The sequence below is a fragment of the Pseudonocardia yuanmonensis genome (genome assembly GCF_039542425.1).
Lineage (GTDB): Bacteria > Actinomycetota > Actinomycetes > Mycobacteriales > Pseudonocardiaceae > Pseudonocardia > Pseudonocardia yuanmonensis.
Genome location: NZ_BAABIC010000024.1, coordinates 14,459 through 38,497 on the forward strand (window position 1 = coordinate 14,459; position 24,039 = coordinate 38,497).

Annotated in this window: 23 protein-coding genes; 12 read left to right on the forward strand and 11 right to left on the reverse strand. The window is 74.7% G+C overall.

Going from position 1 to position 24,039, the window contains the following annotated elements:
• The first annotated feature begins 127 nt into the window (after window positions 1–127).
• On the forward strand, window positions 128–295 hold the full coding sequence (locus ABD990_RS27580; RefSeq protein ID WP_345383672.1) for a hypothetical protein: 168 nt from the start codon (window positions 128–130) through the stop codon (window positions 293–295).
• Between the two features lie 626 nt (window positions 296–921).
• Here ABD990_RS27580 and ABD990_RS27585 read toward each other — a convergent pair.
• Window positions 922–2,328, reverse strand: a complete 1,407-nt coding sequence (locus ABD990_RS27585) for an FAD-binding oxidoreductase (protein WP_345383673.1) — start codon at window positions 2,326–2,328, stop codon at window positions 922–924.
• Window positions 2,329–3,262: 934 nt separating this feature from the next.
• A complete protein-coding gene (locus ABD990_RS27590) occupies window positions 3,263–4,615 on the reverse strand; it encodes an FAD-dependent oxidoreductase (protein WP_345383674.1) in 1,353 nt (450 codons plus the stop codon).
• A 196-nt stretch (window positions 4,616–4,811) separates the two neighbouring features.
• Here ABD990_RS27590 and ABD990_RS27595 point away from each other — a divergent pair, with 196 nt between their 5' ends.
• Window positions 4,812–5,855 (forward strand): NAD(P)H-dependent flavin oxidoreductase, encoded by a 1,044-nt coding sequence (locus ABD990_RS27595; RefSeq protein ID WP_345383675.1) that lies wholly within the window; start codon window positions 4,812–4,814, stop codon window positions 5,853–5,855.
• Window positions 5,856–5,944: 89 nt separating this feature from the next.
• On the forward strand, window positions 5,945–6,586 hold the full coding sequence (locus tag ABD990_RS27600) for a hypothetical protein (protein WP_345383676.1): 642 nt from the start codon (window positions 5,945–5,947) through the stop codon (window positions 6,584–6,586).
• Window positions 6,587–6,676: 90 nt separating this feature from the next.
• On the opposite strand, the gene ABD990_RS27605 is transcribed toward ABD990_RS27600, so the two are convergent.
• The gene (locus ABD990_RS27605) at window positions 6,677–7,021 is read right to left on the reverse strand and encodes a hypothetical protein (RefSeq protein ID WP_345383677.1); all 345 of its coding nucleotides are present in this window, start codon (window positions 7,019–7,021) and stop codon (window positions 6,677–6,679) included.
• Window positions 7,022–7,153: 132 nt separating this feature from the next.
• Between ABD990_RS27605 and ABD990_RS27610 the strand changes: the two genes are divergently transcribed.
• The gene (locus tag ABD990_RS27610; RefSeq protein ID WP_345383678.1) at window positions 7,154–7,669 is read left to right on the forward strand and encodes a hypothetical protein; all 516 of its coding nucleotides are present in this window, start codon (window positions 7,154–7,156) and stop codon (window positions 7,667–7,669) included.
• A gap of 106 nt (window positions 7,670–7,775) precedes the next feature.
• Here ABD990_RS27610 and ABD990_RS27615 read toward each other — a convergent pair whose 3' ends face one another.
• On the reverse strand, window positions 7,776–8,120 hold the full coding sequence (locus tag ABD990_RS27615; RefSeq protein WP_345383679.1) for a putative quinol monooxygenase: 345 nt from the start codon (window positions 8,118–8,120) through the stop codon (window positions 7,776–7,778).
• Window positions 8,121–8,491: 371 nt separating this feature from the next.
• On the opposite strand from ABD990_RS27615, the gene ABD990_RS27620 reads away from it, so the two are divergent.
• A complete protein-coding gene (locus ABD990_RS27620) occupies window positions 8,492–9,592 on the forward strand; it encodes an NAD/NADP octopine/nopaline dehydrogenase family protein (RefSeq protein WP_345383680.1) in 1,101 nt (366 codons plus the stop codon).
• Between the two features lie 77 nt (window positions 9,593–9,669).
• On the opposite strand, the gene ABD990_RS27625 is transcribed toward ABD990_RS27620, so the two are convergent.
• A complete protein-coding gene (locus ABD990_RS27625; RefSeq protein ID WP_345383681.1) occupies window positions 9,670–10,851 on the reverse strand; it encodes a geranylgeranyl reductase family protein in 1,182 nt (393 codons plus the stop codon).
• Between the two features lie 145 nt (window positions 10,852–10,996).
• Between ABD990_RS27625 and ABD990_RS27630 the strand changes: the two genes are divergently transcribed.
• From ABD990_RS27630 to ABD990_RS27660, 7 genes are all read left to right on the forward strand, one after another.
• Window positions 10,997–11,773, forward strand: coding sequence for an IclR family transcriptional regulator (locus tag ABD990_RS27630; protein WP_345383682.1), 777 nt, complete (start codon window positions 10,997–10,999; stop codon window positions 11,771–11,773).
• Window positions 11,774–11,984: 211 nt separating this feature from the next.
• Window positions 11,985–13,376, forward strand: a complete 1,392-nt coding sequence (locus tag ABD990_RS27635) for an MFS transporter (RefSeq protein ID WP_345383683.1) — start codon at window positions 11,985–11,987, stop codon at window positions 13,374–13,376.
• On the forward strand, window positions 13,373–14,437 hold the full coding sequence (locus ABD990_RS27640; protein ID WP_345383684.1) for a Rieske 2Fe-2S domain-containing protein: 1,065 nt from the start codon (window positions 13,373–13,375) through the stop codon (window positions 14,435–14,437). The genes ABD990_RS27635 and ABD990_RS27640 overlap by 4 nt, the downstream gene beginning before the upstream one ends.
• Window positions 14,434–14,673, forward strand: a complete 240-nt coding sequence (locus tag ABD990_RS27645; protein WP_345383685.1) for a hypothetical protein — start codon at window positions 14,434–14,436, stop codon at window positions 14,671–14,673. Before ABD990_RS27640 ends, ABD990_RS27645 begins: the two co-directional genes overlap by 4 nt.
• A 17-nt stretch (window positions 14,674–14,690) precedes the next feature.
• Window positions 14,691–15,656 (forward strand): PDR/VanB family oxidoreductase, encoded by a 966-nt coding sequence (locus tag ABD990_RS27650; RefSeq protein WP_345383686.1) that lies wholly within the window; start codon window positions 14,691–14,693, stop codon window positions 15,654–15,656.
• Window positions 15,657–15,786: 130 nt separating this feature from the next.
• A complete protein-coding gene (locus tag ABD990_RS27655) occupies window positions 15,787–16,860 on the forward strand; it encodes a tyrosine-type recombinase/integrase (RefSeq protein ID WP_345383687.1) in 1,074 nt (357 codons plus the stop codon).
• A 78-nt stretch (window positions 16,861–16,938) separates the two neighbouring features.
• Window positions 16,939–18,147, forward strand: coding sequence for a globin domain-containing protein (locus ABD990_RS27660; RefSeq protein WP_345383688.1), 1,209 nt, complete (start codon window positions 16,939–16,941; stop codon window positions 18,145–18,147).
• Window positions 18,148–18,174: 27 nt separating this feature from the next.
• On the opposite strand, the gene ABD990_RS27665 is transcribed toward ABD990_RS27660, so the two are convergent.
• Genes ABD990_RS27665 through ABD990_RS27690 form a run of 6 tightly spaced genes read right to left on the reverse strand, consistent with a single transcriptional unit; the run spans window position 18,175 to window position 23,935 of the window.
• Window positions 18,175–19,224: an NAD(P)/FAD-dependent oxidoreductase gene (locus ABD990_RS27665; RefSeq protein ID WP_345383689.1), complete on the reverse strand. Its 1,050-nt coding sequence runs from the start codon at window positions 19,222–19,224 to the stop codon at window positions 18,175–18,177.
• Window positions 19,221–19,772 (reverse strand): isoprenylcysteine carboxyl methyltransferase family protein, encoded by a 552-nt coding sequence (locus ABD990_RS27670; RefSeq protein ID WP_345383690.1) that lies wholly within the window; start codon window positions 19,770–19,772, stop codon window positions 19,221–19,223. Before ABD990_RS27670 ends, ABD990_RS27665 begins: the two co-directional genes overlap by 4 nt.
• Window positions 19,769–20,851, reverse strand: coding sequence for a type III polyketide synthase (locus ABD990_RS27675; RefSeq protein WP_345383691.1), 1,083 nt, complete (start codon window positions 20,849–20,851; stop codon window positions 19,769–19,771). Before ABD990_RS27675 ends, ABD990_RS27670 begins: the two co-directional genes overlap by 4 nt.
• Window positions 20,848–22,041 (reverse strand): NAD(P)/FAD-dependent oxidoreductase, encoded by a 1,194-nt coding sequence (locus ABD990_RS27680; RefSeq protein WP_345383692.1) that lies wholly within the window; start codon window positions 22,039–22,041, stop codon window positions 20,848–20,850. The genes ABD990_RS27675 and ABD990_RS27680 overlap by 4 nt, the downstream gene beginning before the upstream one ends.
• On the reverse strand, window positions 22,041–22,874 hold the full coding sequence (locus ABD990_RS27685; protein WP_345383693.1) for a UbiA family prenyltransferase: 834 nt from the start codon (window positions 22,872–22,874) through the stop codon (window positions 22,041–22,043). Before ABD990_RS27685 ends, ABD990_RS27680 begins: the two co-directional genes overlap by 1 nt.
• Window positions 22,871–23,935, reverse strand: a complete 1,065-nt coding sequence (locus ABD990_RS27690) for an NAD-dependent epimerase/dehydratase family protein (RefSeq protein WP_345383694.1) — start codon at window positions 23,933–23,935, stop codon at window positions 22,871–22,873. The genes ABD990_RS27685 and ABD990_RS27690 overlap by 4 nt, the downstream gene beginning before the upstream one ends.
• Between the last annotated feature and the right edge of the window lie 104 nt (window positions 23,936–24,039).

Below are 24,039 nucleotides of genomic sequence, written 5' to 3' on the forward strand. Positions count from 1 at the left end.
CTGCCCTCGCCGATGAGGAGTGGCTGTTGCCGTACCGCGTGGTGCTTGCACGGATCTTGCCGACTTGGCCGCCCGGGCCGTCCGTGGGTACGCAGTGGTCGATCCCGTAGGTGTTCTTGGTGAGGCGGTGCTGGCACTGCTTCGGGTGCTCTCGGATGACGAGCACGCCCGCCACGAACCGCCTCCCTCCCATCTGGCTCTGGTCGAGACCCGGGTCGCCGGACTGGCGCCCCGGGTTCGGGAGCTGGTCCGGACCGCCGCCGTGCTGGTCCCGACCTCGACGCGCAGCTACTGACGGGGTCTCCGGGCCGGATGCAGCCGGGGTGGCCGACGGGCTGTCGTCCGCCCTTGACGCCGGGCTGCTCATCCGGGACGTGGCCGGAGCGTGCGCTGGCGGCACGCGCTGACCTGTGGCGCGGTTCTTGTCGGGCTCACCCCGTCCGACCGGGGTGCGATCGCGGCGCGTGCTGCGGAGGCGCTCGAGAACGAAGCCGGTGTGCATCGGGGCTTGGTCGCGGAGCTGAACGCGCGCGGTGGACGCCCGGTCCGCGCCGCCACGCTGCTGCTCGAGGAGGCGCGACGCCGTGGCCGTCGGGGCGCTGGCCACCGGTGGGTCGGGCACTCCTCCACCGGCTCTGCACCGGACTGCAGGCGGCACTCGACGACGTCGATTTGGTTACGGGGCTCGTGCTGCTGGAGCCGGCGCCGAATCGCCGCCCAGCTCGCGGTCGCCCGCGGGCACGGCCTCGCCACCTTGTCCTCGGCCTGGTGGCCGTCGACGAGGTCGTGCAGCGCGGGCGCGTTCGGCCTCGAATGCTGCTTCCACCTCCCTGCATCTTGCCCGGAGCGCAGGTGATCGCAGACACGCGCTCAGGATTCTCCGACACGCCGCGACTGCCGTAGCAGTACTGCGGCGGTGATCTAGTCAGTCGGCTCGATGTTCTGGTTCAGCCGGAAGACGTTCTCGGGATCGTACTTTCGCTTGACCGCACTGAGTCGATCGAAGTTTGCGCCGAAAGCCGATCGGACTCTGTCCGACCCCTCCTCGCCGAGGTAGTTCACATAGACGCCGCCGCTGGCAAATCGTGCGGTAGCTTCGGCGAAGTCCTTGGTCCAGGAAATATTCTTACCGGTGACTTCCCGATCTTCCCACATAGAGGTGATCAGTAGGTTGTAAGACGAGTCTCTGTGCCAGAAAGCAGTCTCACTGCGGTCGACGTCGTTCATCGCGCCATCCCCGTTGTGCTCGATGACGACCGTCGTCATGGGTGACGGGACGGACGAGAACTGGCCTGCGATCGTGTCGATCGCCTCGTCCGAAAGCCCGTTCAGGAAGTCCGACTTCCAGTAGTTCTGGAAGTTGTGCGGCCAGAATGCATCAGCCATCGTCTGCGCGGAGCTGTACGGCATCGGCTGGATGATGTCTGCAACAGGCGGGCCCCAGTCGCGGAGTGGCCGTAGCACCTTTTTCCCGACCTCCAGGTCTCCGGTGAAAACGCCTCCGATGCCGACGACCGGCGTTCCCTGGACGTCTTCTGGCATGAACGGGGCGGGAGGCGCCGTGAACAGCAGTGCTCCAGCGGTCAACTCCCGGGGCGCCGTGGTCTCGAAGTCTCGCCAGAATCTCAAGGCCTCGCGAGCGCGAGAGGCCGGATGGACGACCAGTCCGGCGAGGACGGTGCCGGCCGGATGAACCTCGAACTCGAACGAGGTGACGATCCCGAAGTTGCCGCCACCACCCCGGATGGCCCAGAAGAGGTCGGGGTTGTCGTCCTTGCTGGCCTGCAACAGGCGCCCGTCGGCGGTCACGATGTCGACCGCGACCAGGTTGTCGCAGGCGAGGCCGTGCTTCCGGACCAGCCATCCGAGTCCACCGCCCAGCGTGAGACCGGCGATTCCGGTCGTCCCCACGAAGCCGCCGGCGGCGGCAAGCCCGAAGTGTTGGAGATCGTGGTTGACCTCCAGCCAGGTCAGGCCGGCTTCCGCCCGGATGATTCTGAGCCGCGGATCAATGTGCAGCCCCTTCATCGGAGAAAGATCGATCGTCAAGCCGCGGTCGGCCAAGGCGTTACCGGTGACGTTGTGCCCCCCTCCTCGGACAGCAATCGGCAAGCCGTGGGCTCGACCGAATCTGACTGCGTCTATGACGTCACCTACACCGGCGCAGCGAACAATGATCTCGGGCCGCCGGTCGATCATCGCGTTGTAGATCCGCCGGGCGTCCTCGTAGTCCGCGTCCCCCGGGCGGACGAGATCACCGCGAAGATCCGATTCCAAAAGATCGGCTGCCGAGCTGAAGGGTGTCGCGGACTGCTTCTCCGGGTCCATCGAATGCCCCTCCGTTCCCGTTCGTTCGAGTCATCGATGGCGCGCGGAAATATCCTCCTCGTTCCGAGAGCACGGCAAGTAGGCCTCGAGGAGCAGGCACGCGCTTCGCCCCGACCCGTCCCGTGACGATGTGGGTCCTCACCCTGGCTTGATCACCCGAACATGCCTCCACGCTGGCAAGACCCCGGCTGGTGGGCTCGGCCCAGTGCCGGGGCGCTGGGCCGTACGTACTTCTACGCAGCGACAGCGGGCAGCGGAAGGCGCAGCCTGGATCCTTGGGGCGGCCCAGGATCGCGAAGGTCCGAGGCCGGAGTTGTGGCGCCGAGGTGGCGGTGTAGCTCGCGAGTTGGCGCGCGGCGAACTTGGTTCGACGCCCGTCGGTCTGCTCGCAGGCGCGAGCCGACGAGTGCAGGCGGCCAATCCGTCGCTCCCCCGCCCCTGCCCCGATGTGGGCTCGGCTCGGCGGTAGTTGTCATAACGTGGCTGGAGCGGGGGGTCCGCCGGCGATCGCCTGGGCCAGGCGCAGGTGCAGGAACTCGCCCAGGGCTTGGCGTGGGTGCTTGCTTCGCGTCCCGGGCGGTCCACTCCCCCGGCTGAGTACACGGCCTTTCGCCAGCGCGCAGCCCGGCCGCACCTCGGCGGGTCCAGGGCCGCACCCGCGGCCACCGCGGCTCGTCGCCCGTGCTGTCTCACCTGCGGCGATCGTCGTATCGGAAACCCATCGGGTGCCGCTTCTACCAAGTCTGTATCTCTATATCGACAATGAGTTACAGATCTTGATAAGAGCCCTGCCAGCTCGACTGAGGAGAACACCTCTTCTCCTGGGTCAGCGGGCAGTCCGAGGCACGCGAGGAGCTGAAAACCGGGAGGCGCCCCGGCCTCACGCGTCTCGATGCCCGGCCCGGCGCGAACCGAGGCCACTCACGCGAGTGATCTACGGGGTGGCGCTCGTGCTCGCATAGGTGGCGGCGAGGGCGGCGAGCTCGTCACGGGTGGGGCCGTCCGGGACCGGCGGGCGCCAGCCGCCGGCGTAGATCTCCGCGGCTCGGGGTCGGGCTGCGTCCAGGCTGGCCGGGAGGGCCCGCATGCCGAGGTAGGGCCCGACGAGGTCGAACAGCGCGGGGTCGGCCTGGGCGGCCGCCACGATCAGGTCGGAGGGCAGCGGCCGGGTGAGGTCGATGTCGGCGCCGCCCCAACGGCGCCTCTGCTCGGCGTCCCAGTAGACGTGGTCCTCGAACCACGGCGCGATGTTCTCGGAGCACCAGGCGTCGAAGGCGAGGGTGAGGCCGACGACGTCGGACGGGTCGCGGCCGAGCAGGCGGACGAGCTGCCGGGCCTGCAGCAGGGAGGTGGTGATGCCCCGCCCGACGGCGGGGTTGGTGGTGCACACGGCGTCGCCGACGAACACCAGCCCGGGCAGGCCCACTGCGCCGGTGTCGTCGAGCTGGCCCTGATAGGTGTTGTGCAACCGACCGCCCGGCAGGACGGCCGTGATCGGATCCGCGCGGGTGGGATCGGTCCATGCGGCCAGCGTCGGGACGGCACGGGCCGCGGCCTCGAACACCTCGGTCAGGCGCAGGGCGGCCAGCGCCCGATCGTCGCTGGACCGTGCGATGACGGTGGAGAAGATCCCGTTGTCGTGCAGGAACACGATGGACTGGTAGCCGGGGTAGAGGTCGGTCCGGCCGAGGGGGAAGTTCATGGGTCCCGGCTGCGCCCCCGGGTGGAGGCGGTACTGGCGGGAGACGTAGGCGATGCCACAGTCCCCGCCCCGGGCCGGGGCGCGCCGAGCGGCGCCGAGCCGACCGGCACGTCCGGTCGCCGCGATGACCAGGTCGGCGTCCAGCGTCGTGCAATCGGTACGGACGCCGGTGGCCCTGCCGCGATCGATGCACACCTCGTCGACATGACCGGTGTGGAGGACCACGCCCGGCTGGCGCTCGGCGGCCGCCCGCAGGACCCGTTCGAAGGTCAGTCGGCGGCACCGCACCGCCATCAGCTCCGCAGGTGCACCCAAACTCCCCGGACCGGGAGCAGCGGTGACGGGCTCGGCGCCGGCGTCGAGCAGGTCGTCCCACACCTCGGGCAGCTCCGCCTGCAGCGCCTCGGCCACCTGGGCGCGCAACGCGTGCGGGTGGTGGAACTGCATCACGCCGCGCCGGGGCCACGACCCGTCCGGTCGAGGGCCGGTGTCGCGATCGACGACGGTGACCCGGTGACCCCGCCGGGCCAACGCCATGGCGGTGAACAGTCCTGTCGGCCCCGCTCCCACGACCACGACACGCATGACGGTCTCCGCACTCGACGCTTCGGCAGTGTCCCGTCGAGTCACGAGAGGTCGCGACACCCCGGTGATACGAGTCCGTTCCTCGACGGGGTGCCGGCGCACCGGCGCGTGCTGGTCCGGGCCCCGTTCCGTCGCTCGACGACCCCTGACGAGCACCGTTGCCCTGCGTGATCCTCGTCTGTGGTCGGATGACGGCATGCAGCGACGCGTGACGGAGTTCTGCGACCGGTTCGGCCTGCGGCTGCCGATCCTGGAGGCCCCGATGGCCGGGGCCTGCCCGCCGGAGTTGGCGATCGCGGTGGCGGAGGCGGGCGGGATGGGCGCCGACGGTGTCGTCCTGGACCCGCCCGAGCGGATCAGGGACTGGGTGGAGCGGTTCCGAGCCGGCTCGGCGGGACCCTTCCAGCTCAACATCTGGATCCCGGACCCGCCGGCCGACGATCCCGACCGCCGGCGTGCCGCCGAGGAGTACCTCGCGGGCTTCGGCGCGCCGGGCGAAGCCGGTCCCGCCGCCCCGGTCTTCGCCGAGCAGTGCGAGGCCATGCTCGAGGCCGCGCCGACCGTGATCTCCTCGATCATGGGCCTGTTCGAGCCGGACTACGTCGAGCGGATGCACGCCCGCGGGATCGCCTGGTTCGCCTGCGCGACCACCCTGGCCGACGCCGTGGCCGCCCAGGACGCCGGCGCCGACGCGATCGTCGCTCAGGGGATGGAGGCGGGCGGCCACCGCGGCACCTTCGATGCCGCCGTGGCCGAGCGCACGGACGTCGGGCTCTTCGCCCTGCTCCCCCACCTGGTCGACCGGCTGCGGGTCCCCGTCGTCGCCGCCGGCGGGATCGCCGACGGACGGGGCGTCGCCGCGGCCTTGGCGCTCGGCGCCAGCGCCGTGCAGGTCGGCACGGCGCTGCTGCGGTCGCCGGAGGCGGGGATCGACGAGACCTGGGCCGAGGCGTTGGCGGACCTGCCGCCGGAGCGGACGGTTCCGACCCGCGCCTACTCCGGTCGGCTCGGCCGCGCCGTGCCGACGGACTTCGTGTCGGCGTGGTCGCGCCCCGGGGCTCCTCCGCCCGCGCTGTACCCCGACCAGCGCCGACTCGTCGGGCAGTGGCGGCGTGGGGGCGCGGCCGGGGTGGACCGGGTCAACCAGTGGGCGGGGCAGGGTGCGGCGCTCGCGCGCCCAGCCCCCGCGGGGACGATCGTGCAGGACATGTGGGACACCGCCCGGGCGCTGCTGGCCTGACGGCCCGGAAAGGTCGCCCCACGAGACCTCGTCGGGAGGAGACCAAGGGCTCTGTGCCGCCGCGGCCCACGGGAGGACCGTCGAGGACCGTGACGACGCAATCCACGACCCCGACCGCACCCGCCGCGGCGACCGAGATGCTCATCGACCGGTACCTGCCGCGGTTCGACCGGACGCTCGTCGAGCACACCGTCGCCGACGCGGACCCCGCCGCGACCTGGCAGGCGCTCTGCGCGCTCGACCTCGCGCGGGTGCACTCGCCCCTGACGGACGCGGCGATGGCCGCGCGAGGGCTGCCCGACCGGTTCGCCCGGCTCCGCGGCCGCCCGGCTCCCGCCGCGCCGCCGGCCCGGCTCCCGCTGCGCGGCGGACCCCCGCTGCCGGGCTGGCTGTCCCTCGGCGAGGTCGCCGGGCAGGAGATCGCCCTGGGCGCGGTCGGCCGGTTCTGGCAGCCCGCGATCGAGTGGTACGACGTCTCCGGCATGGCACCGGAGGACTTCGCGGCCTTCGCCGACCCGGGGTGGGGCAAGATCGCCGCGAACTTCTCGCTCCGCCCCTACGGCACGTCCCGCACGCTCGTCTCGTACGAGGCCCGCACCCTGGTCACCGAGCCGGACTCCGCCCGCCGGTTCGCCCGGTACTGGACGCTCGTGCGCCCGTTCGTCGGCCACATCATGCGCGCCGCGCTCGCCACCGTCGCCGCGGACGCGGCCCGACGGTCGTCGCCCTGACCGAGCGCCCTCCGATCGGGTCGGTGCACGGGCGCAGCGCGTGAACTCGCAGCCGGGCGCAGCGCGTGAACTCGCAGCCGTGAGCTGGGCCTAGCCGGCCGCCGACTCGTCGCGCTCGTCGGGCTCGTCTCGCTCGTCGTCGTGGTCGTCGTGGTCGTCGTGGTCGTCGTGGTCGTCGTGGTGGTCGTGGTGGTCGTGGTGGTCGTGGTCGTGCGGCAGCCGCTCCGCCACGCGCCGGATCCTGCGCAGCAGGGGGATGCTCGGGTAGCAGTCCTGCTCGACCTTCTCCCGGAGCACCTCCAGGTACTCCGGGATCATGTGCCGGGGGATCCACCGCTCGATGAGATCGAGGTGGGTGTAGCTGGGGTAGCGGACCTCCCGGACCTTGTCGAGGAGCAGCTCGACCAGCCATTCACGGATCTCGTCGCGGGTCATGTCGGCATCGACCTCCGCCGGCGTCGGGCCAGGAGCCCTGCCACGGTTCCCCGGCCCGGCTCGGAACGGCAAGGGACGAAGGACCTTGTGCGACACGGGAGTCACGCGCGCCGAGGCGGGTAGGCCGAGGGCATGCTGACGCGCGCGTTGTGGCAGGGGGCCGTGGCAGGGGCCTGCGGGGTGGCGGTGATGACCGTCGGCGAGAAGATCGAGCAACGGCTGACGGGCCGGCCGGACTCCCACGTCCCGGCGCGGACGTTGGAACGTCTGGCCGGGGCCCCGGAGCAGCCGGGGCGCCAGCCGGTCGCCGTCAACTGGGCGATGCACTTCGGGCAGGGAGCGCTGCTCGGCGTGCTGCGCAGCGTGATGGCCGGCGTCGGGCTGCGCGGCCCCGTGGCCTCGGCGATGTTCGCCGTGGTGCGCCTGACGAACGACCAGATCCTGGAGAACGCGACGGGGGTCGGGGCGCCGCCGCAGACCTGGCCGCGCCCGGAGCTCGCGGTGGACCTGCTGCACAAGGCCGTCTACGCCTTCGCCACGGGCGCGGTGGCGGACGCGCTCGCGGCGCGCTCCGGCCCCGGTCCGGGTCAGCGGCACGCCGCCCTGCGCTCCGGGCGCCGGCCGGACGTCGGACCCCTCCCGCGCTGATCTCCGACAGCGCAGGGTGGTCCGAGAGCACACGGTGCGCGGCCCGTAGTCGGGATCACGAACGCAGAACCGCCCAGGAAGACCGGCTTCGCCGGCGCGGTGGGCCTCAGGCCGGGCTCAGGGGTGGATGGCCGTGGGCGACCGGGACATCGGCGATCCACGCCTGCAGTTCGGGACCGAGCGTGCCGTGCAGGTGCACGGAGATCACCTCGGCCAGCGCGGGAACGCGCTGCAGGAGCTCGGCACACTGTCGGTTGTGCGCCAGGGCCGCCTCGGGATCGGTGTACTCCTCGATGACGACGAGGTCGTCCGGGCCGTCGCCGGTGTACCACTCGTAGCGGAGGGTTCCCGGTTCGTCCCGGGCGACCTCGGCGAGGGCGACCGCCAGCGCGGTGAACTCCTCACGCCTGCCGGCGAGAGCTCGTAGCTCGCCCCGGACGATGATCGTCATGAACGCCCCCCGGCCGATCGGCCTGTCGTCGCGTGCCGAGGACGGTACCGCCCGTGTGCCGGGTGGTGCCGGGTGGTGCCGGGGCGCACCCAGGCCCGGCCGCCTCCCCCGCAGGTGTCTCGGGGCTGCGGAAACCCGTGCACGTCCGCGTCGAACCTGGACAGGGCGTTCGGCGGTGGGGCGTCCCCGGGAATCTCCGGGCTGCGGGTCCTCACCCTTCCTCCGGAACCCGCAGCGGCGCGGCCGTTCGTCTCCCGGGAGCGCAACGGCGGGCTCGCCGGCGGTCGAGCGGCCGCGCCGTCAGCAAGTGTCTGTCGACGTGCCTGGATCCCTGCCCGGCCGTCGGCGGGGTCTCGGCGAGGGGAGGAGCTGTGGCCGGGGCGGTCGCGGTGCTCGGGGCCGGGAACGTCGGGTGTGCGCTGGCGGCGCACCTGACCCTTCGCGACGTCCCGGTGCGGCTGTGGACGCGCTCCGAGGAACCGCTGCGTCCGATCCGGGAGGCGGGCGCGATCACCGTGACCGGAGCGGTCAGCGGGGTGGTGCCGATCCCTGCGCTGACCACGTCGATGCGCGAGGCGATCACCGGGGCGGACGTCGTCGCGGTGACGGTGCCGACCCCGGCGCTGCCGTCCCTGGCCGCCGGACTGGTGGCGGAGTGTTCGCCCGACCAGCTGCTGTGGCTCGACCCGGGCCACAGCGGCGGCGCGCTGTTCCTCGCGGCCGAGTTCCGCCGGGCCGGCTCGCCCGTTCCGCGGATCTGCCAGCTCTCCACGGCGAGTCACGGGTCACGGAAGTCGGGGCCGGCCGCCGTCGGTGTCTTCCGGCTGAGCCGGGCGAAGGCGGGCGCCTTCCCCGCGAGCGCGTTCGACGAGTGCGCCGAGCAGCTGGATCAGTTGCTGCCCGGGCAGTTCGGCGTCGCGTCGACCGTCCTCGAGCTCGACCTGATGAACATCAACGCCGTCATGCATCCGGCTCAGATGGTGGGCAACGCGAGCTGGATCGAGGCGACGGGCGGGGCGTTCTGCATCTACCAGGAGGGGACCGGCCCTGGTCTCGCCCGGGTGATGGACGCGGTCGACGCCGAGCGACTGGCCCTGGCCGACCGCCTGGGCGTGCCCGCCACCTCGTTCGTGGAGATCCTCCGGGACGCCGGGTACACGACTCCCGACGCCGCCCGTGCCGGTCGGGCCCATCCCGCGTTGCAGGCGGGAGAAGCCATCCGGGCCGTCAGGGCGCCGCCGACGCTCGACCACCGCTACCTGCACGAGGACGTGGGCTGGGGCCTCGTGCCCTGGGTCGAGCTCGCTCGGACGGCCTCGGTCCCCTGCCCGACCATGGACGCGCTCATCGAGCTCGCGGGTGTGCTGAACGGCGTCGACTATCGGGTCACGGGGCTGACCCTGGAGCGGATGGGGCTCGAGGGCAGGTCACCCGAGCAGATGCTGACCTACGTCCGCGACGGGGGCGCATGATCCGTCGACGACGGAGGACACCTCGGGCACGGAAGTCCCTGCCGGGCAGCCCGGAGCCGGGCGGGCGATGCCGGTCGTCAGGGTGTCGCCGGGGCGAGGAGGGGTCCCGCGGGCATGCTCACCCGGCGCCCCGTGCCGGGCCGCACGAACAGCGCGCCGATCGTGGCCAGGGTGCGGGCGTGCGCGGCGCCCCGCCCCAGGCCGACCTCGACGACGTCGTCGAACACCGCCCGGTCCCGGGCCGCGGCGAGCACGGCGGCGTGCACGAACCGGGGGCTCCGCATCAGGCGGGCGAGGGCCGCGGTGTGCCGGTGGTGCCGGGCGAAGCAGCGGCGCAGGCTCGCCCGATGGACCGCGCCCGCGGCCGCCCCGCACAGCGCGGCCTGGCCGGCGAGCACCCCGGACGCGACGGCGTCGAAGATGCCTTCCCCGGTGAGCGGGTTGACCAGCGAGGCCGCGTCCCCCGCGAGGAGCACCCGCCCGTCGGGCTGCACGCGGCCGCCGGTCGACAGGGGCAGGCGGTGGCCCCGAACGGTCGACGGGTCCGGCTCCTGGCCGGGCAGGTGTGCGCCGAGCCCGGCGAGGAGCTCGTCGCGACTGGTCGGGGCGGTCCCGTCGAAGATCCCGTAGCCGACGTTCGCGCCGCCGCCGGCGAGCGGGAAGGACCAGGCGTAGGCGGGCCGGCGGCCCTCGGCGAACGCGATGTGCAGCGCTCCGGGCGTCGTGGGGGCCTGCGGGGTGTAGCCGCGGACCGCCACGGCCGTCTCCCCCGGCCGGCCCGGGATGCCGAGGCTACGCCGGACGGCGGAGTTGGCGCCGTCCGCCCCGATCACCGCGCGGGCGGCCGTGTCGCCGTCGAGCACCACGTGGTCGGCGTGGGCGTCGAGGCGGCGGACCCGCTGCCGCCGCAGCCGGGCCCCGCGTGCGACACAGGCGCTGACCAGGGCGTCGTCGAGCACGGCCCGGGGCACGACGCGGTTGGGACGAGCGCAGTGTCGGTCGACGACGGCCCCGCGCGGCGAGCGCACGTGCAGCCGCGGCACGGACCCGCCGAGCTCGACGAGATCGGGCACACCCAGGGCCGCGAGCAGGTCGAAGACGCCGGCGGCCACCCCGTCGCCGCAGGTCTTGTCGCGCGGGAAGTCGGCCGCGTCGAGCAGCAGCACCCGGGCGTCGGGCCGCAGCTGCAGCACCCGGAGGGCCGCCGCGCTCCCGGCGGGTCCCGCCCCGACCACGGCGACGTCGTACATCCCGGTCATCGCGACCTCCCGCCGCCGGGCGGAGCGCCGACGCCACCGGGCCGGACCCCGGGGACGCCGCGACCGGAACCGATCGAACTCCGCTGCGGTAGACAAGCACACACCGGGCATCCGGGCGCGGCGAACGGACGAGCGGGGAGCGGACATGGCGGGGCGCGGTCGACCGGCGGGGCCGACGGGCCCGGTGCTGACCCGCGGGCTCGCGCTGCTCGGCGCGTTCGGCCCGGCCCGCCCGGCGATGACGCTCAGCCAGCTCGCCCGGCACGCCGGGATGCCGCTGTCGACCGCGCACCGGCTCCTCGGCGAGCTCGTCGAGTGGGGCGCCCTGGAGCGCGACGCCTCCGGCTGCTACCGGATCGGGCTGCGCCTCTGGGAGCTGGGTGCGCTCGCCCCGCGCGGTCAGGGCCTGCGCGAACGTGCCCTGCCCTTCCTCGAGGACCTGTCCCAGATCACCCGGGAGAACGTCCAGCTCGCCGTCCGGGAGGGCACCGAGGTCGTGTTCGTCGAGCGGATCGGCGGGTCCGGCGCGGTCCCGGTGCTGACCCGGGTGGGGGGGCGGTTCGCGCTCACCGCGACCGGCGTCGGGCTCGTCCTGCTCGCGCACGCCCCCGTCGAGGTGCAGGAGGACGTCCTCGGCGGCCGCATCGAGCGCTTCACCGAGCGCACCGTCACCGACGCCGAGCAGCTGCGCCGCATGCTGGCCGACGTCCGCACGAACGGGTTCGCGATCAGCGACCGCCAGGTGACCATGGACGCCCTGTCGGTCGCCGCACCGATCCAGGACGACCGCGGGCAGGTCGTCGCCGCCGTCTCGCTCGTGGTCCGGCACGGCACGGCGTCGCCGCATTCGCTGAGCCCGCTGGTCAGGACCAGCGCCCGGGCCATCGGCCGGGCCCTCGGCGAGGGGTACCGCCCGGGCTGAGCGCGCGGCCGGCCCCACAAACCCTTCCATTTGCCGGAAGTCGTGTTCGGCGCGGGCGGCCGCGGAACGCATGCTCTCGACACCGCACCGGGACCCGACCCGGGCGGCGCCCGCCCCGGCCACCACGTTCCCGCCGGCGGGCCCGGCGCAGACGACAACGGAGTGCTGCCATGCGTCCTCCCACCCTTCCCGCACCCGAGGGCCGGCGCGGATGAGCGCCACGGTCCGGGAGCTGATCGACGACCGGCCGATGTCCCGCTTCCAGTGGGGTGCCGTCGTCGTGTGCGTGCTGCTCAACATGCTCGACGGCTTCGACGTGCTGGTGATGGCCTTCACCGGCAAGGCCGTCTCCGCCGACTGGGGCCTGAACGGCGCCCAGCTCGGCCTGCTGCTCTCCGCCGGCCTGATCGGCATGGCCGTCGGGTCGATGGTCGTGGCCCCGTGGGCCGACCGGTTCGGCCGGCGGCCGATCGTGCTCGGCTGCCTCGCCGTCGCGGCGGCCGCCATGCTGCTGTCCGCGGTCAGCCAGTCGCCGGTCCAGCTCGGCGTGCTCCGCGCGGTGACCGGCCTCGGCATCGGCGGCATCCTCGCCACCAGCAACGTCATCGCCGCGGAGTACGCCTCGCGCCGCTGGCGGGGCCTCGCGGTGAGCCTGAACTCCACCGGCTACGCGCTGGGCGCCACCCTCGGCGGCCTGCTCGCGGCCGTCCTGATCGGCCAGTTCGGCTGGCGGTCGGTGTTCCTGGTCGGCGGGCTCGCGACGGCCGCGTCGATCCCGCTGGTCTGGTGGCGGCTGCCCGAGTCGCTGGACTTCCTGCTGGCCCGCCGCCCGGCGGGCGCCCTGGAGCGGGTCAACGCCCTGCTCGCCCGGATGGGGCACGCCGCGCTGAGCGCGCTGCCCGCGCAGACCTCGGCGCCGAAGGGCGTCGGTGCCGGGTACCGGGAGCTGCTCACCCCGCGGCTGCGCCGGACCACGCTGGTGCTCTGGGTCGTCTTCTTCTGCATCATGGCCGGCTTCTACTTCGTGACGAGCTGGACGCCGACCCTGCTGGTCGAGGCCGGCCTCTCCCCCACCGCGGGGATCGCCGGCGGCACCCTGCTCAACGTCGGCGGCATCTTCGGCGCCGCGCTGCTCGGCCTGCTCGCCGCGAAGTTCGCCCTGCGCACCGTCCTGGCGACCTACCTGGTGGCGACCGGCGTGCTGCTGGCGGTCTTCATCGGGGCGTCGTCGTCGCTCGCCCTGGCCTTCGTGGTCGCCGCCGTGATCGGCGTGTTCGTCAACGGCTGCGTCGCCGGGCTCTACGCCCTCACCCCGACCGTCTACGAGCCCGCCGTGCGCACCACGGGCGTGGGCACCGGCCTGGCCATCGGCCGCGCCGGCGCGATCCTCGCCCCGACCCTCGCCGGCACCCTGCTCGACGGCGGGTGGACGCCCGAGCAGCTCTACATCGCCTTCGGCGCGGTCTTCGTCGTGACCGCGGCCCTGCTCTTCCTCCTCCGGCTGCGCAGGACCGACAGCGCCACCCCGGACACCACCACCCCGGGCACCACCCCGGACACCGCCGAACCCACCACGGCCCGAGTCGAGGGAGCGTCCTCGTGAGCACCATCCCGCGCAACCAGTGGTACGTCGCCGCGTACGGCTCCGAGATCCGCAACGAACTGTTCGCCCGGACCATCTGCGACGAGCCGATCCTGTTCTGGCGCACGGAGTCCGGCGAGGTCGTCGCCAACTCCGACCGCTGCGTGCACCGCCGTTTCCCGCTCTCCCAGGCGCCGTCGCGGCTGGTCGACGACAAGGTGGTCTGCGGCTACCACGGCTTCACCTACGGCGCCGACGGCAAGTGCGTCGCCGTGCCCGGCCAGACCCGCGTGCCGCGCACCGCCCGGCTCACCCCGTACCCGGTCGTCGAGCTCGACTCCCTGGTCTGGGTCTGGATCGGCGACCCCGCGCTGGCGGATCCGACCCGCATCCCGCGCGTGCCCTACCTGGCCTCGCCGGACTTCACCACCGTCCGCGGGATGGAGCCGCTGCAGGCCCGGTTCTCGCTGCTGGTCGACAACCTGCTCGACCTGTCGCACGAGACCTACCTGCACGGCGGCTACATCGGCACCCCCGAGGTCGCCTCGACCCCGATCACCACCGAGGTCGACGACGAGGCCGGGATCGTCTACGTCTCCCGACACATGGACGACGCCGAGTGCCCGCCGTTCTACTCGAGGTCGACCGGCCTGCAGGGGCGCATCGCCCGCTGGCAGGACATCGAGTACACCCCGCCGTGCCTGTACAAGCTGCACAGCCGGATCGCCCCGGTCGGCTCCGTCCCGAACCCCGACGGCACCGACCCCGACGCCTTCCACGTCGAGGTCGTCTACGCGATCACCCCGGAGACCGAGCACTCCACGCACGACTTCTGGATGGTCGCCCGTGACTTCGCCCTCGACGACGAGGAGGTCTCGGCCTTCCTCGCCGAGAACAACCGGACCGTCGTGCTCCAGGACGTCGAGGCCCTCGACGTGCTCGAGCAGGTGATCCAGCGCGAGCCCGAGGGCTACCAGGAGCTCTCGATCAACATCGACACCGGCGGCCTGGCCGCGCGCCGCATGCTCGCCCGCATGGTCGGGCAGGCCCCGCGCAACGCCCCGGCGGCCCCCGCCCGATGAGCGCCGGCATCCCGGAGGCCCCGCCCGTGCTGGGCGGGGACCGCGTCTACCGCATCCACTGGGTCCTGGGCACCGACCGGCTCCGCGCGGTCTGCCACTGCGGCAGCGAGCGGATCTTCGACGACCCGGTCGAGCTGTGGGAGTGGCTGCTGGCCCACCCCGACGGCCACGAGTCCGTCACCGTCCCGGCGCCGTCGCCCGAGCCCGCCCCGGCCCGCGCACCCGCGCCGGCCTGAGCCACCCGAGGAGACCGATGACCACCGATGCCCGGATCGAGCCCGAGCTCGACCTGGTCCTCGAGAAGAAGGAGACCCTGGCCGACGGCGTCGTGCAGCTGACCCTGCGCGACCCGGCCGGGGGCGACCTGCCCGCCTGGGAGCCCGGGGCGCACGTCGACCTCGTGCTCACCGGCGAGCTGACCCGGCAGTACTCGCTGTGCGGCGACCCCGCCGAGCGTTCGGTGCTGCAGGTCGCCGTGCTGCGCGAGCCGGCGGGCCGGGGCGGCTCGGCGCACGTCCACGACGTGCTGGCCGAGGGCGACACCGTCCGCGTGCGGGGGCCGCGCAACCACTTCGCGCTGGTCGAGGCCCCGCGTTACCTGTTCCTCGCCGGCGGCATCGGCATCACGCCGATCCTGCCGATGATCGCCGCGGCGGAGGCGGCGGGCGCGGAGTGGCGGCTGGTCTACGGCGGGCGCACCCGCGCGTCGATGGCCTTCCGGGACCGGCTGGAGCAGCGGTACCCCGACCGCGTGGAGGTCCGGCCGCAGGACGAGACGGGGCTGCTGGACCTGGCCGCCCTGCTGGGCGAGCCGGCCGCGGGCACGGCGGTCTACTGCTGCGGCCCGGAGCCGCTGCTGGCCGCGGTCGAGGAGCGGTGCGCCGTCTGGCCGGCCGGGTCGCTGCACCTGGAGCGGTTCGCACCCAAGGCCGGCGCGGACGACGGGCCGCGGGAGGCCTTCGAGGTCGAGCTCGCGCAGACCGGCACGATACTCACCGTCCCGGCCGAGCGGTCGATCCTCGACGTCGTGGAGGAGGCCGGCGTCGGGATCCTCTCCTCCTGCCGCGAGGGCACCTGCGGCACCTGCGAGACCGGGGTGCTCGAGGGCGTGCCGGACCACCGCGACTCCGTGCTCACCGCGGACGAGCAGGCGCAGAACGACGCGATGATGATCTGCGTGTCGCGTTCCTGCTCGGCCCGCCTGGTCCTCGATCTCTGAGCACCCGACCGGGAACCGGGGCCGGGCGCGCCGCCGACGACGCCGGCCGCCCGGCTTCTACCCTGCAGCACGTGCACGACCGAGCAGCGAACCGCAGCGACCACCCCGGACCCGGCCGCCCGACGTGCCGGTGACCGGTCGGGGCGCCGCCCTCACGCCGCGCGCCACCGCGGCCCCGCGTCGCCGGCCCCTCCCCGGCGCGCCCGCCTCGGACCTCGACCGGGACGCGGCCGTGCGGGTCGACGCGCTGGACGCGGCCGCGGACCGCTACCTCGACGCGGAGCGGGTGGCCAGCACCCGGGAGGCGTACGCGCGGGACTGGGCGGCCTGGGAGGACTACACCCGCTGGGCGGGCATCCCGTTGCTCTCCGGCGGGCGCGGTGCCCTGGTCGGGTTCGTGCTGTGGCTCGAGCAGGGGGCGCCGCGGATCGGGCGGCAGCCCGGTCCCCCGGCCGCGCCCGCCACCATCCGGCGCAGGCTCGCCGGGGCGCTGCACGGGCTGCGCAGGTTCGGCGCGGACGTCGACCCCCGCGGCCCGGCCGCCGCGCGCGAGGCCCTCACCATCTACCGCCGGCGGCTGGCGGCCGACGGGGTGAGCCGCGGCCGCGGCCAGGCCCACGCCGTGGACCTGCGGGCCGTGCTCGCCATGTCGCAAGCCTGCCCGGACACCCGCCGTGGGCGGCGCGACCGCGCCATGCTGACCATCGGCTTCTACGGCGCCACCCGGGCCAGCGACCAGGCCCACCTGCTCACCACGGACGTCACCGTCGAGCAGAACGGGATCGTGCTCGACGTGCGCGTCGGCAAGACCACCGGCCGCAGCGCCCTGCCCCGCCGGCGGCACCCGCTGCTCTGCCCGCGGTCGGCGTGGCTGGCGTGGCTGCGGGCGGGCGGGCACACGGCCGGCCCCGCCTTCCGCCGGATCGACCGGCACGACACGGTCCGCGACGAACCGCTCTCCCCCGACGCCGTCACCGCCGTGATCGCGCGGGCCGGCGAGCGCGCCGGACTGCCCTACCCCGTGACCTGCCACTCGCTGCGCGCCGGGTTCGCCACCGAGTCCTACCGCGCCGGGGCCTCGCTGCTCGACATCGCCACCCAGGGCCGCTGGGCGCCCGGCTCGCAGGAGCTCTTCCGCTACGTCCGGACCGTGGACCAGTGGCGGCACAACGCCGCCGACGGGCTCGACCTCGATCCCGGCTGACGGATCCGCCGGAGGGCCTGTTTGAGGCACCGGGCGACGGGAACGCCCGCCCCGGCCGGTCCCGCGGAGGTGGTTGCCATGTTGTCCGACAAGGCCCGTCCCGTCGTCGAGGCGACGCTGCCGGTGGTGGGCGAGCACATCGGCGAGATCGCGACCCGCTTCTACGAGCACCTGTTCGCCGAGCACCCGGAGTTGCTCGACGGCACCTTCAACCGGGGCAACCAGGTCGACGGGTCCCAGCAGCAGGCGCTGGCCGGGTCCGTCGCCTCCTTCGCCGGCATGCTGGTGAACGCCCCCGGCCGCACCCCGGAGAAGCTGCTGCGCCGGATCGCGCACAAGCACGCGTCCCTGGGCATCCGCCCCGAGCAGTACCAGGTCGTCCACGACAACCTGTTCCGGGCGATCGTGGACGTGCTCGGCGACGCGGTCACGCCCGAGGTGGCCGCCGCGTGGGACGAGGTCTACTGGCTGATGGCGCACGCGCTGATCAACCAGGAACGGGGGCTCTACAGCGCGCGCGGGGTCCGGCCGGAGACGGTCTGGCGCCCGTGGCAGGTCGAGCGGAAGATCCCGGAGACCGCGGACGTGGTGACGTTCGTGGTCAAGCGGGTCGACGACCGGCTGGTCAAGACCTCGCTGCCGGGCCAGTACGTCACCGTCCTGATGCCGATGCCGGACGGAGTGCGGCAGCCCCGCCAGTACAGCCTCACCCGCGCCGACGACGGGGAGCACCGCCAGTTCGCCGTCAAGCGCGTGTCCGGCGACGGGAAGCCCGACGGCGAGATGTCCACGATGCTCTGCGACACCGTCGAGGTCGGTGACGTCCTGACGATGTCGTTGCCGTACGGCGACGTCGTCCTGGACGACGCCGGCCGTCCCGTGGTCTTCGCGAGCGCGGGCATCGGCATCACCCCGATGGCGGGGATGCTCTCGCACCTGGTCGCCGCGAACTCCGGGCTGAACATCACCCTCCTGCACGCCGACGCGAACGAGGGGGCGTTCGCCCTCCGCCGCCAGGTCGTCGAGGACGTCCTCACCGCCCGCAACGCCTCGATCCACGTCTGGTACGAGGACGGCACGGGCAGCATCGAGCCGATGGACGGGGTCCACGCCGGGTTGATGGACCTGTCCGAGGTCGCCCTGCCCGACGACGCCCTGTACTACCTGTGCGGCCCCATCCCGTTCATGCAGGCGGTCCGGTCGACGTTGATCGAACGCGGGGTCGCGCCGTCGGAGATCCAGTACGAGGTGTTCGGCCCCGACCTGTGGCAGGCCGACCTCGACTGAACCTCGACCGAGCGGTGAACCGAGGTCTCACCGGCCGCCGCCGACCGGGCGGGCGAGCGCGTTCACCGCGCCGCCGAAGAGCGGCGGCAGCAGCCGGGAGGCGGGGACCAGCGCGCGGCGCGCCACCCGGGGACGTGTGCCGGCGAGCAGGGCCGCGGTGAGCCAGCGGTAGCGCCGGGTCAGCCGCACCCATTCGCGCTCGTAGCGCCGGGGCTCGCCGTCGACGACCGCGCGCACGGCGGCCTCCGCCTGGGCGAACGCCAGGGCCAGGCCCTCGCCCGTCAGCGCGTCGACGTACCCGGCGGCGTCGCCGACCAGCAGCACCCGGCCGGCCACCCGCCGCCGGGCGCCCCGGCGCAGCGGGCCGGCGCCGCGCACGTCGGTGGCCGGCTCGCTGCCGCCCAGCAGGGCCTCGAGACCCGGGAGCGCGCGCAGCCGGCTGTCGAACGAGCCCTTGCCGGAGGCGAGCACCGCGACCCCGACGAGGTCGGCGGCCACCGGCGTCACGTAGGCCTCGACCTCGGGTCCCCAGTGCACCTCGACGTACGGTGACCAGGGCGCGGTCCGGAAGTGCCGGCGCAGCCCGAAGCGCGGGTACCGGGCGGCGGCGACGTCGAGGCCGAGCGCACGGCGCACCGGGGAGTGCAGGCCGTCGGCGGCCACCAGGTACCGGGCGCGCCGCCCGTCGGCGGTGACACCCACGCCGTCCTGCCGCACCTCCGCCACGGCACGCTCCTCGATGCGGGCACCGGCGGCGACCGCCGCCTCCTGCAGGGCGTGGTGCAGCGTGGTCCGGCGGATGCCCCGGCCGGGGCCGCGGCGGAAGTCCGCGTCGGCCGACCGCCCGGCGCCGACGTACCGGATGCCGCGGAACGGGTGCCCGGCCGGGTCGACGCCGAGGGCCAGCAACCCCGCGAGCGCCCCGGGCATCAGGCCCTCGCCGCAGGCCTTGTCGACCGCGCCGGGGCGGGGCTCCCAGACCTCGACGTCGAGGCCGGCGCGGGCGGCGTGCAGTGCGGTCACCAGCCCGGCCGGGCCGCCGCCGGCGACGAGCAGGTCGATCGGGCGCGGGCTCACGCGCCCACCGCCGTCGGTGCGGCAGCCCGCAGGGCCCGGCGCTCCTCGCGCAGGCGCACGGTCAGCACCCCGGCGTTCGCCACGGTGAAGGCCGCGGCGGTGAGCCACGCCGTGTGGACGAGCGGGAGGGCGGCACCCTCCACCGCGACGACGACGTAGTTGGGGTGCGCCAGGACGCGGTACGGCCCGGAGGTGACCAGCGGGAGCCCGGGCACGACGATCACCCGGGTGTTCCACCGCGGTCCGAGCGCGTGGATGCACCACCAGCGGACGCCCTGGCACGCGACGACCAGGGCGAGCATCGGCCAGCCGAGCGCGGGCACGAAGGGCCGGTCGGCCAGCCACACCTCCGCGACGCAGCCGACCAGCAGGCCCGTGTGCACCACGACCATGACCGGGTAGTGCCCGCGGCCGGTCTCCACGCCCCCGCGCGCGAACGCCCACCGGGCGTTGCGGGTGGAGAGGACCAGCTCGGCCAGCCGCTCGAGACCGATCGCGAGCACGAGCAGCGTGAAGAGCAGGGACGACAGCGGTGCGGCGGTGCTCATGCCGGCGCCCGCAGCAGCACCAGCTCGGAGCAGAAGCCCGGCCCCATGGCCAGCATCAGGCCGTACGAGCCGGGGCGCGGCGGCCGGGACCCGAGTGTGTCGGCGAGGACGTGCAGCACCGAGGCCGAGGAGAGGTTCCCGATGCGGCGCAACGAGTCCCAGGTCAGCGCGAGGGCGTCGCGGTCGACCTGGAGCGCGTCCTGGAGGGCCTCGAGCACCTTGGGACCGCCGGGATGCGCGACGTACCACCCGACGTCCGCGTGCCCCAGCCCGTGGTCGGCGAGGAACCGGCGCACGTCGTCGCCGAGGTACCGGCGCACGAGGTCGGGGACGGCGGCGTCGAGCACGATCCGCAGGCCGCCGGCGCCGACGTCCCAGCCCATCGTCCGCTCGGAGTCGGGGTAGAGGCGGCTGCGGGCGGCCAGCACCTCCGGCTGCACGCGCACGCCGTCGACGAGCTGTTCGGCGCGCCGCGACCCCGCGGCGACCACGGCCGCGGCGCCGTCGCCGAACAGGCCGCTGGCGACGAGGTTGGGCACCGAGACGTCGTCGCGCTGCAGGGTCAGCGAGCACAGCTCGACGCTCATCAGGACCGCGACCGCGTCGGGGTGGCCGACCAGGTGGTCGTGCAGCCGGGCGATGCCCGCGGCCCCGGCCACGCACCCGAGGCCGACGATCGGCACCCGCACCACGTCGTCGCGCATCCCGGTGACCGCGGCGACCCGTGCGTCGAGGGACGGCACGGCGAGCCCGGTCACGGTCGCGGAGACGACGAGGTCGACGTCCGGCGGCGCGAGGTCGACGGCCTTGAGCGCGTCGACCACGGCGCGGGCGCCGAGCTCGACCCCGGCCTCGATGAACGCGTCGTTGGACTCCCCGAAGTCGCGGAGCCGGCCGTAGCGCTCCAGCGGCAGCGCGGTGTGCCGGGTCCCGACACCCGCGTTGCGGTGGAACCGCTCCAGGACCGCCCGGTCGACGCGGCCCGCGAGCAGCGACCCCGCGACGGCCTCGGTGATCTCCTCCTGGCGGTGGCGATGGGCGGGCAGGGCACCTCGGACGCTCAGGACGCGCATGCTCATCTCTCCTCCACGGGGTGGGCGGGGGTGGGCGCGGCGGGGCCGCCCGGCAGGAGGGCGCCGGCCAGGCCCCGGACGACGGCGGGGGTGATCCGGCCCCGGGCCAGGCCGAGCTCGACGAGGTCGTCGAAGACCCGGTGGTCCCGGGCCGACGCGCGCAGGCCCGCGTCGAGCACCGGTCCGCTGCGGCTCAGGCGCGCCGCGAGCGCGGTGTGACGCAGGTGCGGGAGCAGGTGCGCGCGGGCGGCGCGCCGGTAGCGGTGCCCGGCCGTGTCGGGCCGGCCCGACGTGATCGCCCCCGCGGCCGCCCGTCCGGCCGCGAGGCCGGTGGCCACCGCGTAGTAGATGCCCTCCCCCGTCATCGGGTTGACCAGGCCGGCGGCGTCGCCGACGAGCAGCACCCGGCCGGTCGGCGGCCACCAGCGGGCACCCGAGAGCGGCAGGTGGTGGCCCTTCCAGTCGGCGCCGTCGCGTCCCGCGCCGGGCAGCAGCTCCTCGAGCCGGTCGAGCAGTTCGGAGCGGGTGGGGGCCGGTCCGCGGCCGAGCACCTCGCCGTACCCGACGTTCGCGAGCCCGTCGCCGCGGTCGAAGGACCAGGCGTACGCCGGCTGCCGGGCCGTCCCGAAGGCGATCACCTGGGCCTGCTCGCGCCCCGCGGACACCGGCGCGTAGCCGCGCAGGGCGAAGGCGGTGCGGGCGGTGGACCACCCGAGACGGCGGCGCACCATCGACCGGGCCCCGTCGGCCCCGACGACGACGGCGGCACGGTGCCCGCCGTCGAGGACGACACCGCCGGCGTCCCCCCGGTCGCCCGTCCCGCCCTCGAGGTCGCGGACCCGGTGTCGGACCAGCACCGCGCCGGCGGTACGGGCCGCCTCGACCAGCCGGGCGTCGAGGATCCGGCGCGGCACCACGTACGACGGCCGGGCCATCGTGCGGTCGACCGCGCGGTCGCCCCGGGCGAGCCGTAGCCGCGCGACCGGCACCCGGTCGTCGAGCAGGCCCGTGACCCCGACCTCGGCCAGCCGGTCGAGCACGTGCGGGGCGACGCCGTCCCCGCAGGCCTTGTCCCGCGGGAAGTCCGCCCGGTCGAGCAGCGCCACCCGCAGCCCCGGTGCGGCGTGCAGCGCCCCCAGGGCGGTCGCGGCGCCGGCGGGTCCGGCCCCGACGACCGCGAGGTCCCAGCCGGGCATCAGCCGGCCGCCACGAGCAGCACCACGTCGAGCAGCGCGATCAGCATCGCGGCGCGGAACGGGAGGCGCCCGCGGCCGGTCAGCGCGACCGCCGCGAGCGCGGCGACCACCAGCAGCGCCCCCCACACCCACCCGGGCGGGCTCCCCGCGGGACCGAGCGCGGCCAGGACGGACGCCACGACGAGCAGCCCGGCGGCCAGCGGCCGCGCCGTGCGCTCCCCCAGCCGGTGCGGCAGGCCCCGGACGCCGGTGCGCACGTCGTCGGCGAGATCGGGCAGCGCGTTGAGCACGTGGGCGCCGACCCCGAGCGCCGCGCCGGCGGCGATGGTCCACCAGGGCGGCCAGGCCGGCGCGGGGCCGGCGAGGGAGGCCACGGCCGGGAGCGTGCCGAAGGCCACCGCGTACGGCAGCCACGACAGCCAGGTGCCCTTCAGCCCGAGGTTGTAGGCCTGCGCCGCGCCGACACCGAGCACCAGGTGGACGAGCCCGCTGCGCCACCCCGCGGCCAGCGACAACGCCACGCAGGCGGCCCCGGACACGGCGACCGCGGCGGCGACCCGGCGGGCCGCCACCCGCCCGGTGGCCAGCGGCTTGTCGGCCCGCCCGACGGCACGGTCGCGCCGCAGGTCGACGAGGTCGTTCACCCAGCCGACCGTGAGCTGGCCCGCCAGGACGGCGAGGGCGACGACGAGGGTGGTGCGGGCCGGCCGACCGGCGTCGACCGCGAGCAGGGCGGCGACCACCGTGACGGCCGCGGCAGGGCCGGGGTGGGCGGCCGCGACCAGCCCGGGGAGGGCGCCGGCCCGGTGGGTGGGCAGCGGCGTCGCGCTCACGGACGGGACCGTCTGCCGACGTGGCCGTGGAGCAGGGCGTCCCTGGTCGCGCCGGCCACCGTGCGGGGTCGCAGCACCGCGGTGGGCCCGGACGCGGCCGTGCGCATGCCGTCGACGACCTCGCGGAACACGGCGACGGCGTCCTTCGTGGGCGACCAGCCGAGCTCGGTGCGGGCGCGCGTGGAGTCGATCAGCGGGAGGGCGAAGGCCATGTCGAGCCAGCCGGTGTCGACCTGCTGCAGGCGCAGGTGCCACGCGGCGGACATCGCCGGGCGCAGGACCGCCGACGGCACGTGCACCAGTGGGGCACCCAGTACGCGGGCGATGTCCGGGGCGGTCAGCGGCGGGTCGGCCGCCAGGTTGAACGCGCCGGCGGCACCCCGGTCCAGGACGCGGGCGACGGCGTCGGCGACGTCGTCGGCGTGCACCACCGGGATCGCCAGGCGGCGGTCGAGGGGCAGCACCGGCAACCAGGCGAGGGCGCGCGCCGGCACCAGCCCCGGCACCCCGTAGCGCAGCAGCGCGCTCCCGGCCGAGTGCTGCCCGACGATGCCGGGGCGGAGCCGGGTGATCGTGGGCACGGCACCCTCCGCCTCCGCCTCGTCGAGGATCCGTTCGCCGGCGGCCTTGTGCCGGCTGTAGCGCGAGCTCGGGACGCCGTCGGTCGGCCAGCTCTCGTCGACCGGCGTGTCGTCGCGGCGCGGCGAGTAGGCGCCGATCGAGGACATGTGCACCAGGTGCGGCACCCGGGCCGTGGCCGCCGCGGTCACGACGCGGCGGGTGCCGCCGACGCCGAGCTCGCGCAGGTACCGCAGGTCGTGCGAGGGCTGGAAACCCCACGCGAGGTGGACGACGGCATCGGCGCCGGCGACGACCCGCGCGAGCTCCTCCGGGGTGGTGCGGGTCAGGTCGACCGACCTCCAGGTCGCGGGCTGCCCGTCCGCGACCGGCCCCGCCGGCACCCGGCGGGCCACGCCGACGAGATCGTGGTCCTCCCGGGCGAGGCGGCGCAGCACCGCCGTCCCGATGTTGCCCGTCGCGCCGGTGACGACGATCCGCATTCCTGCCTCCCCGAGCCTCGACCGACCCGTGGTCGATTCCCCTCGCGGCGGGACCTCACACGCGCGAGCCGCGACCCGCGCGACCGCGCGCCCGGGGAGGATCG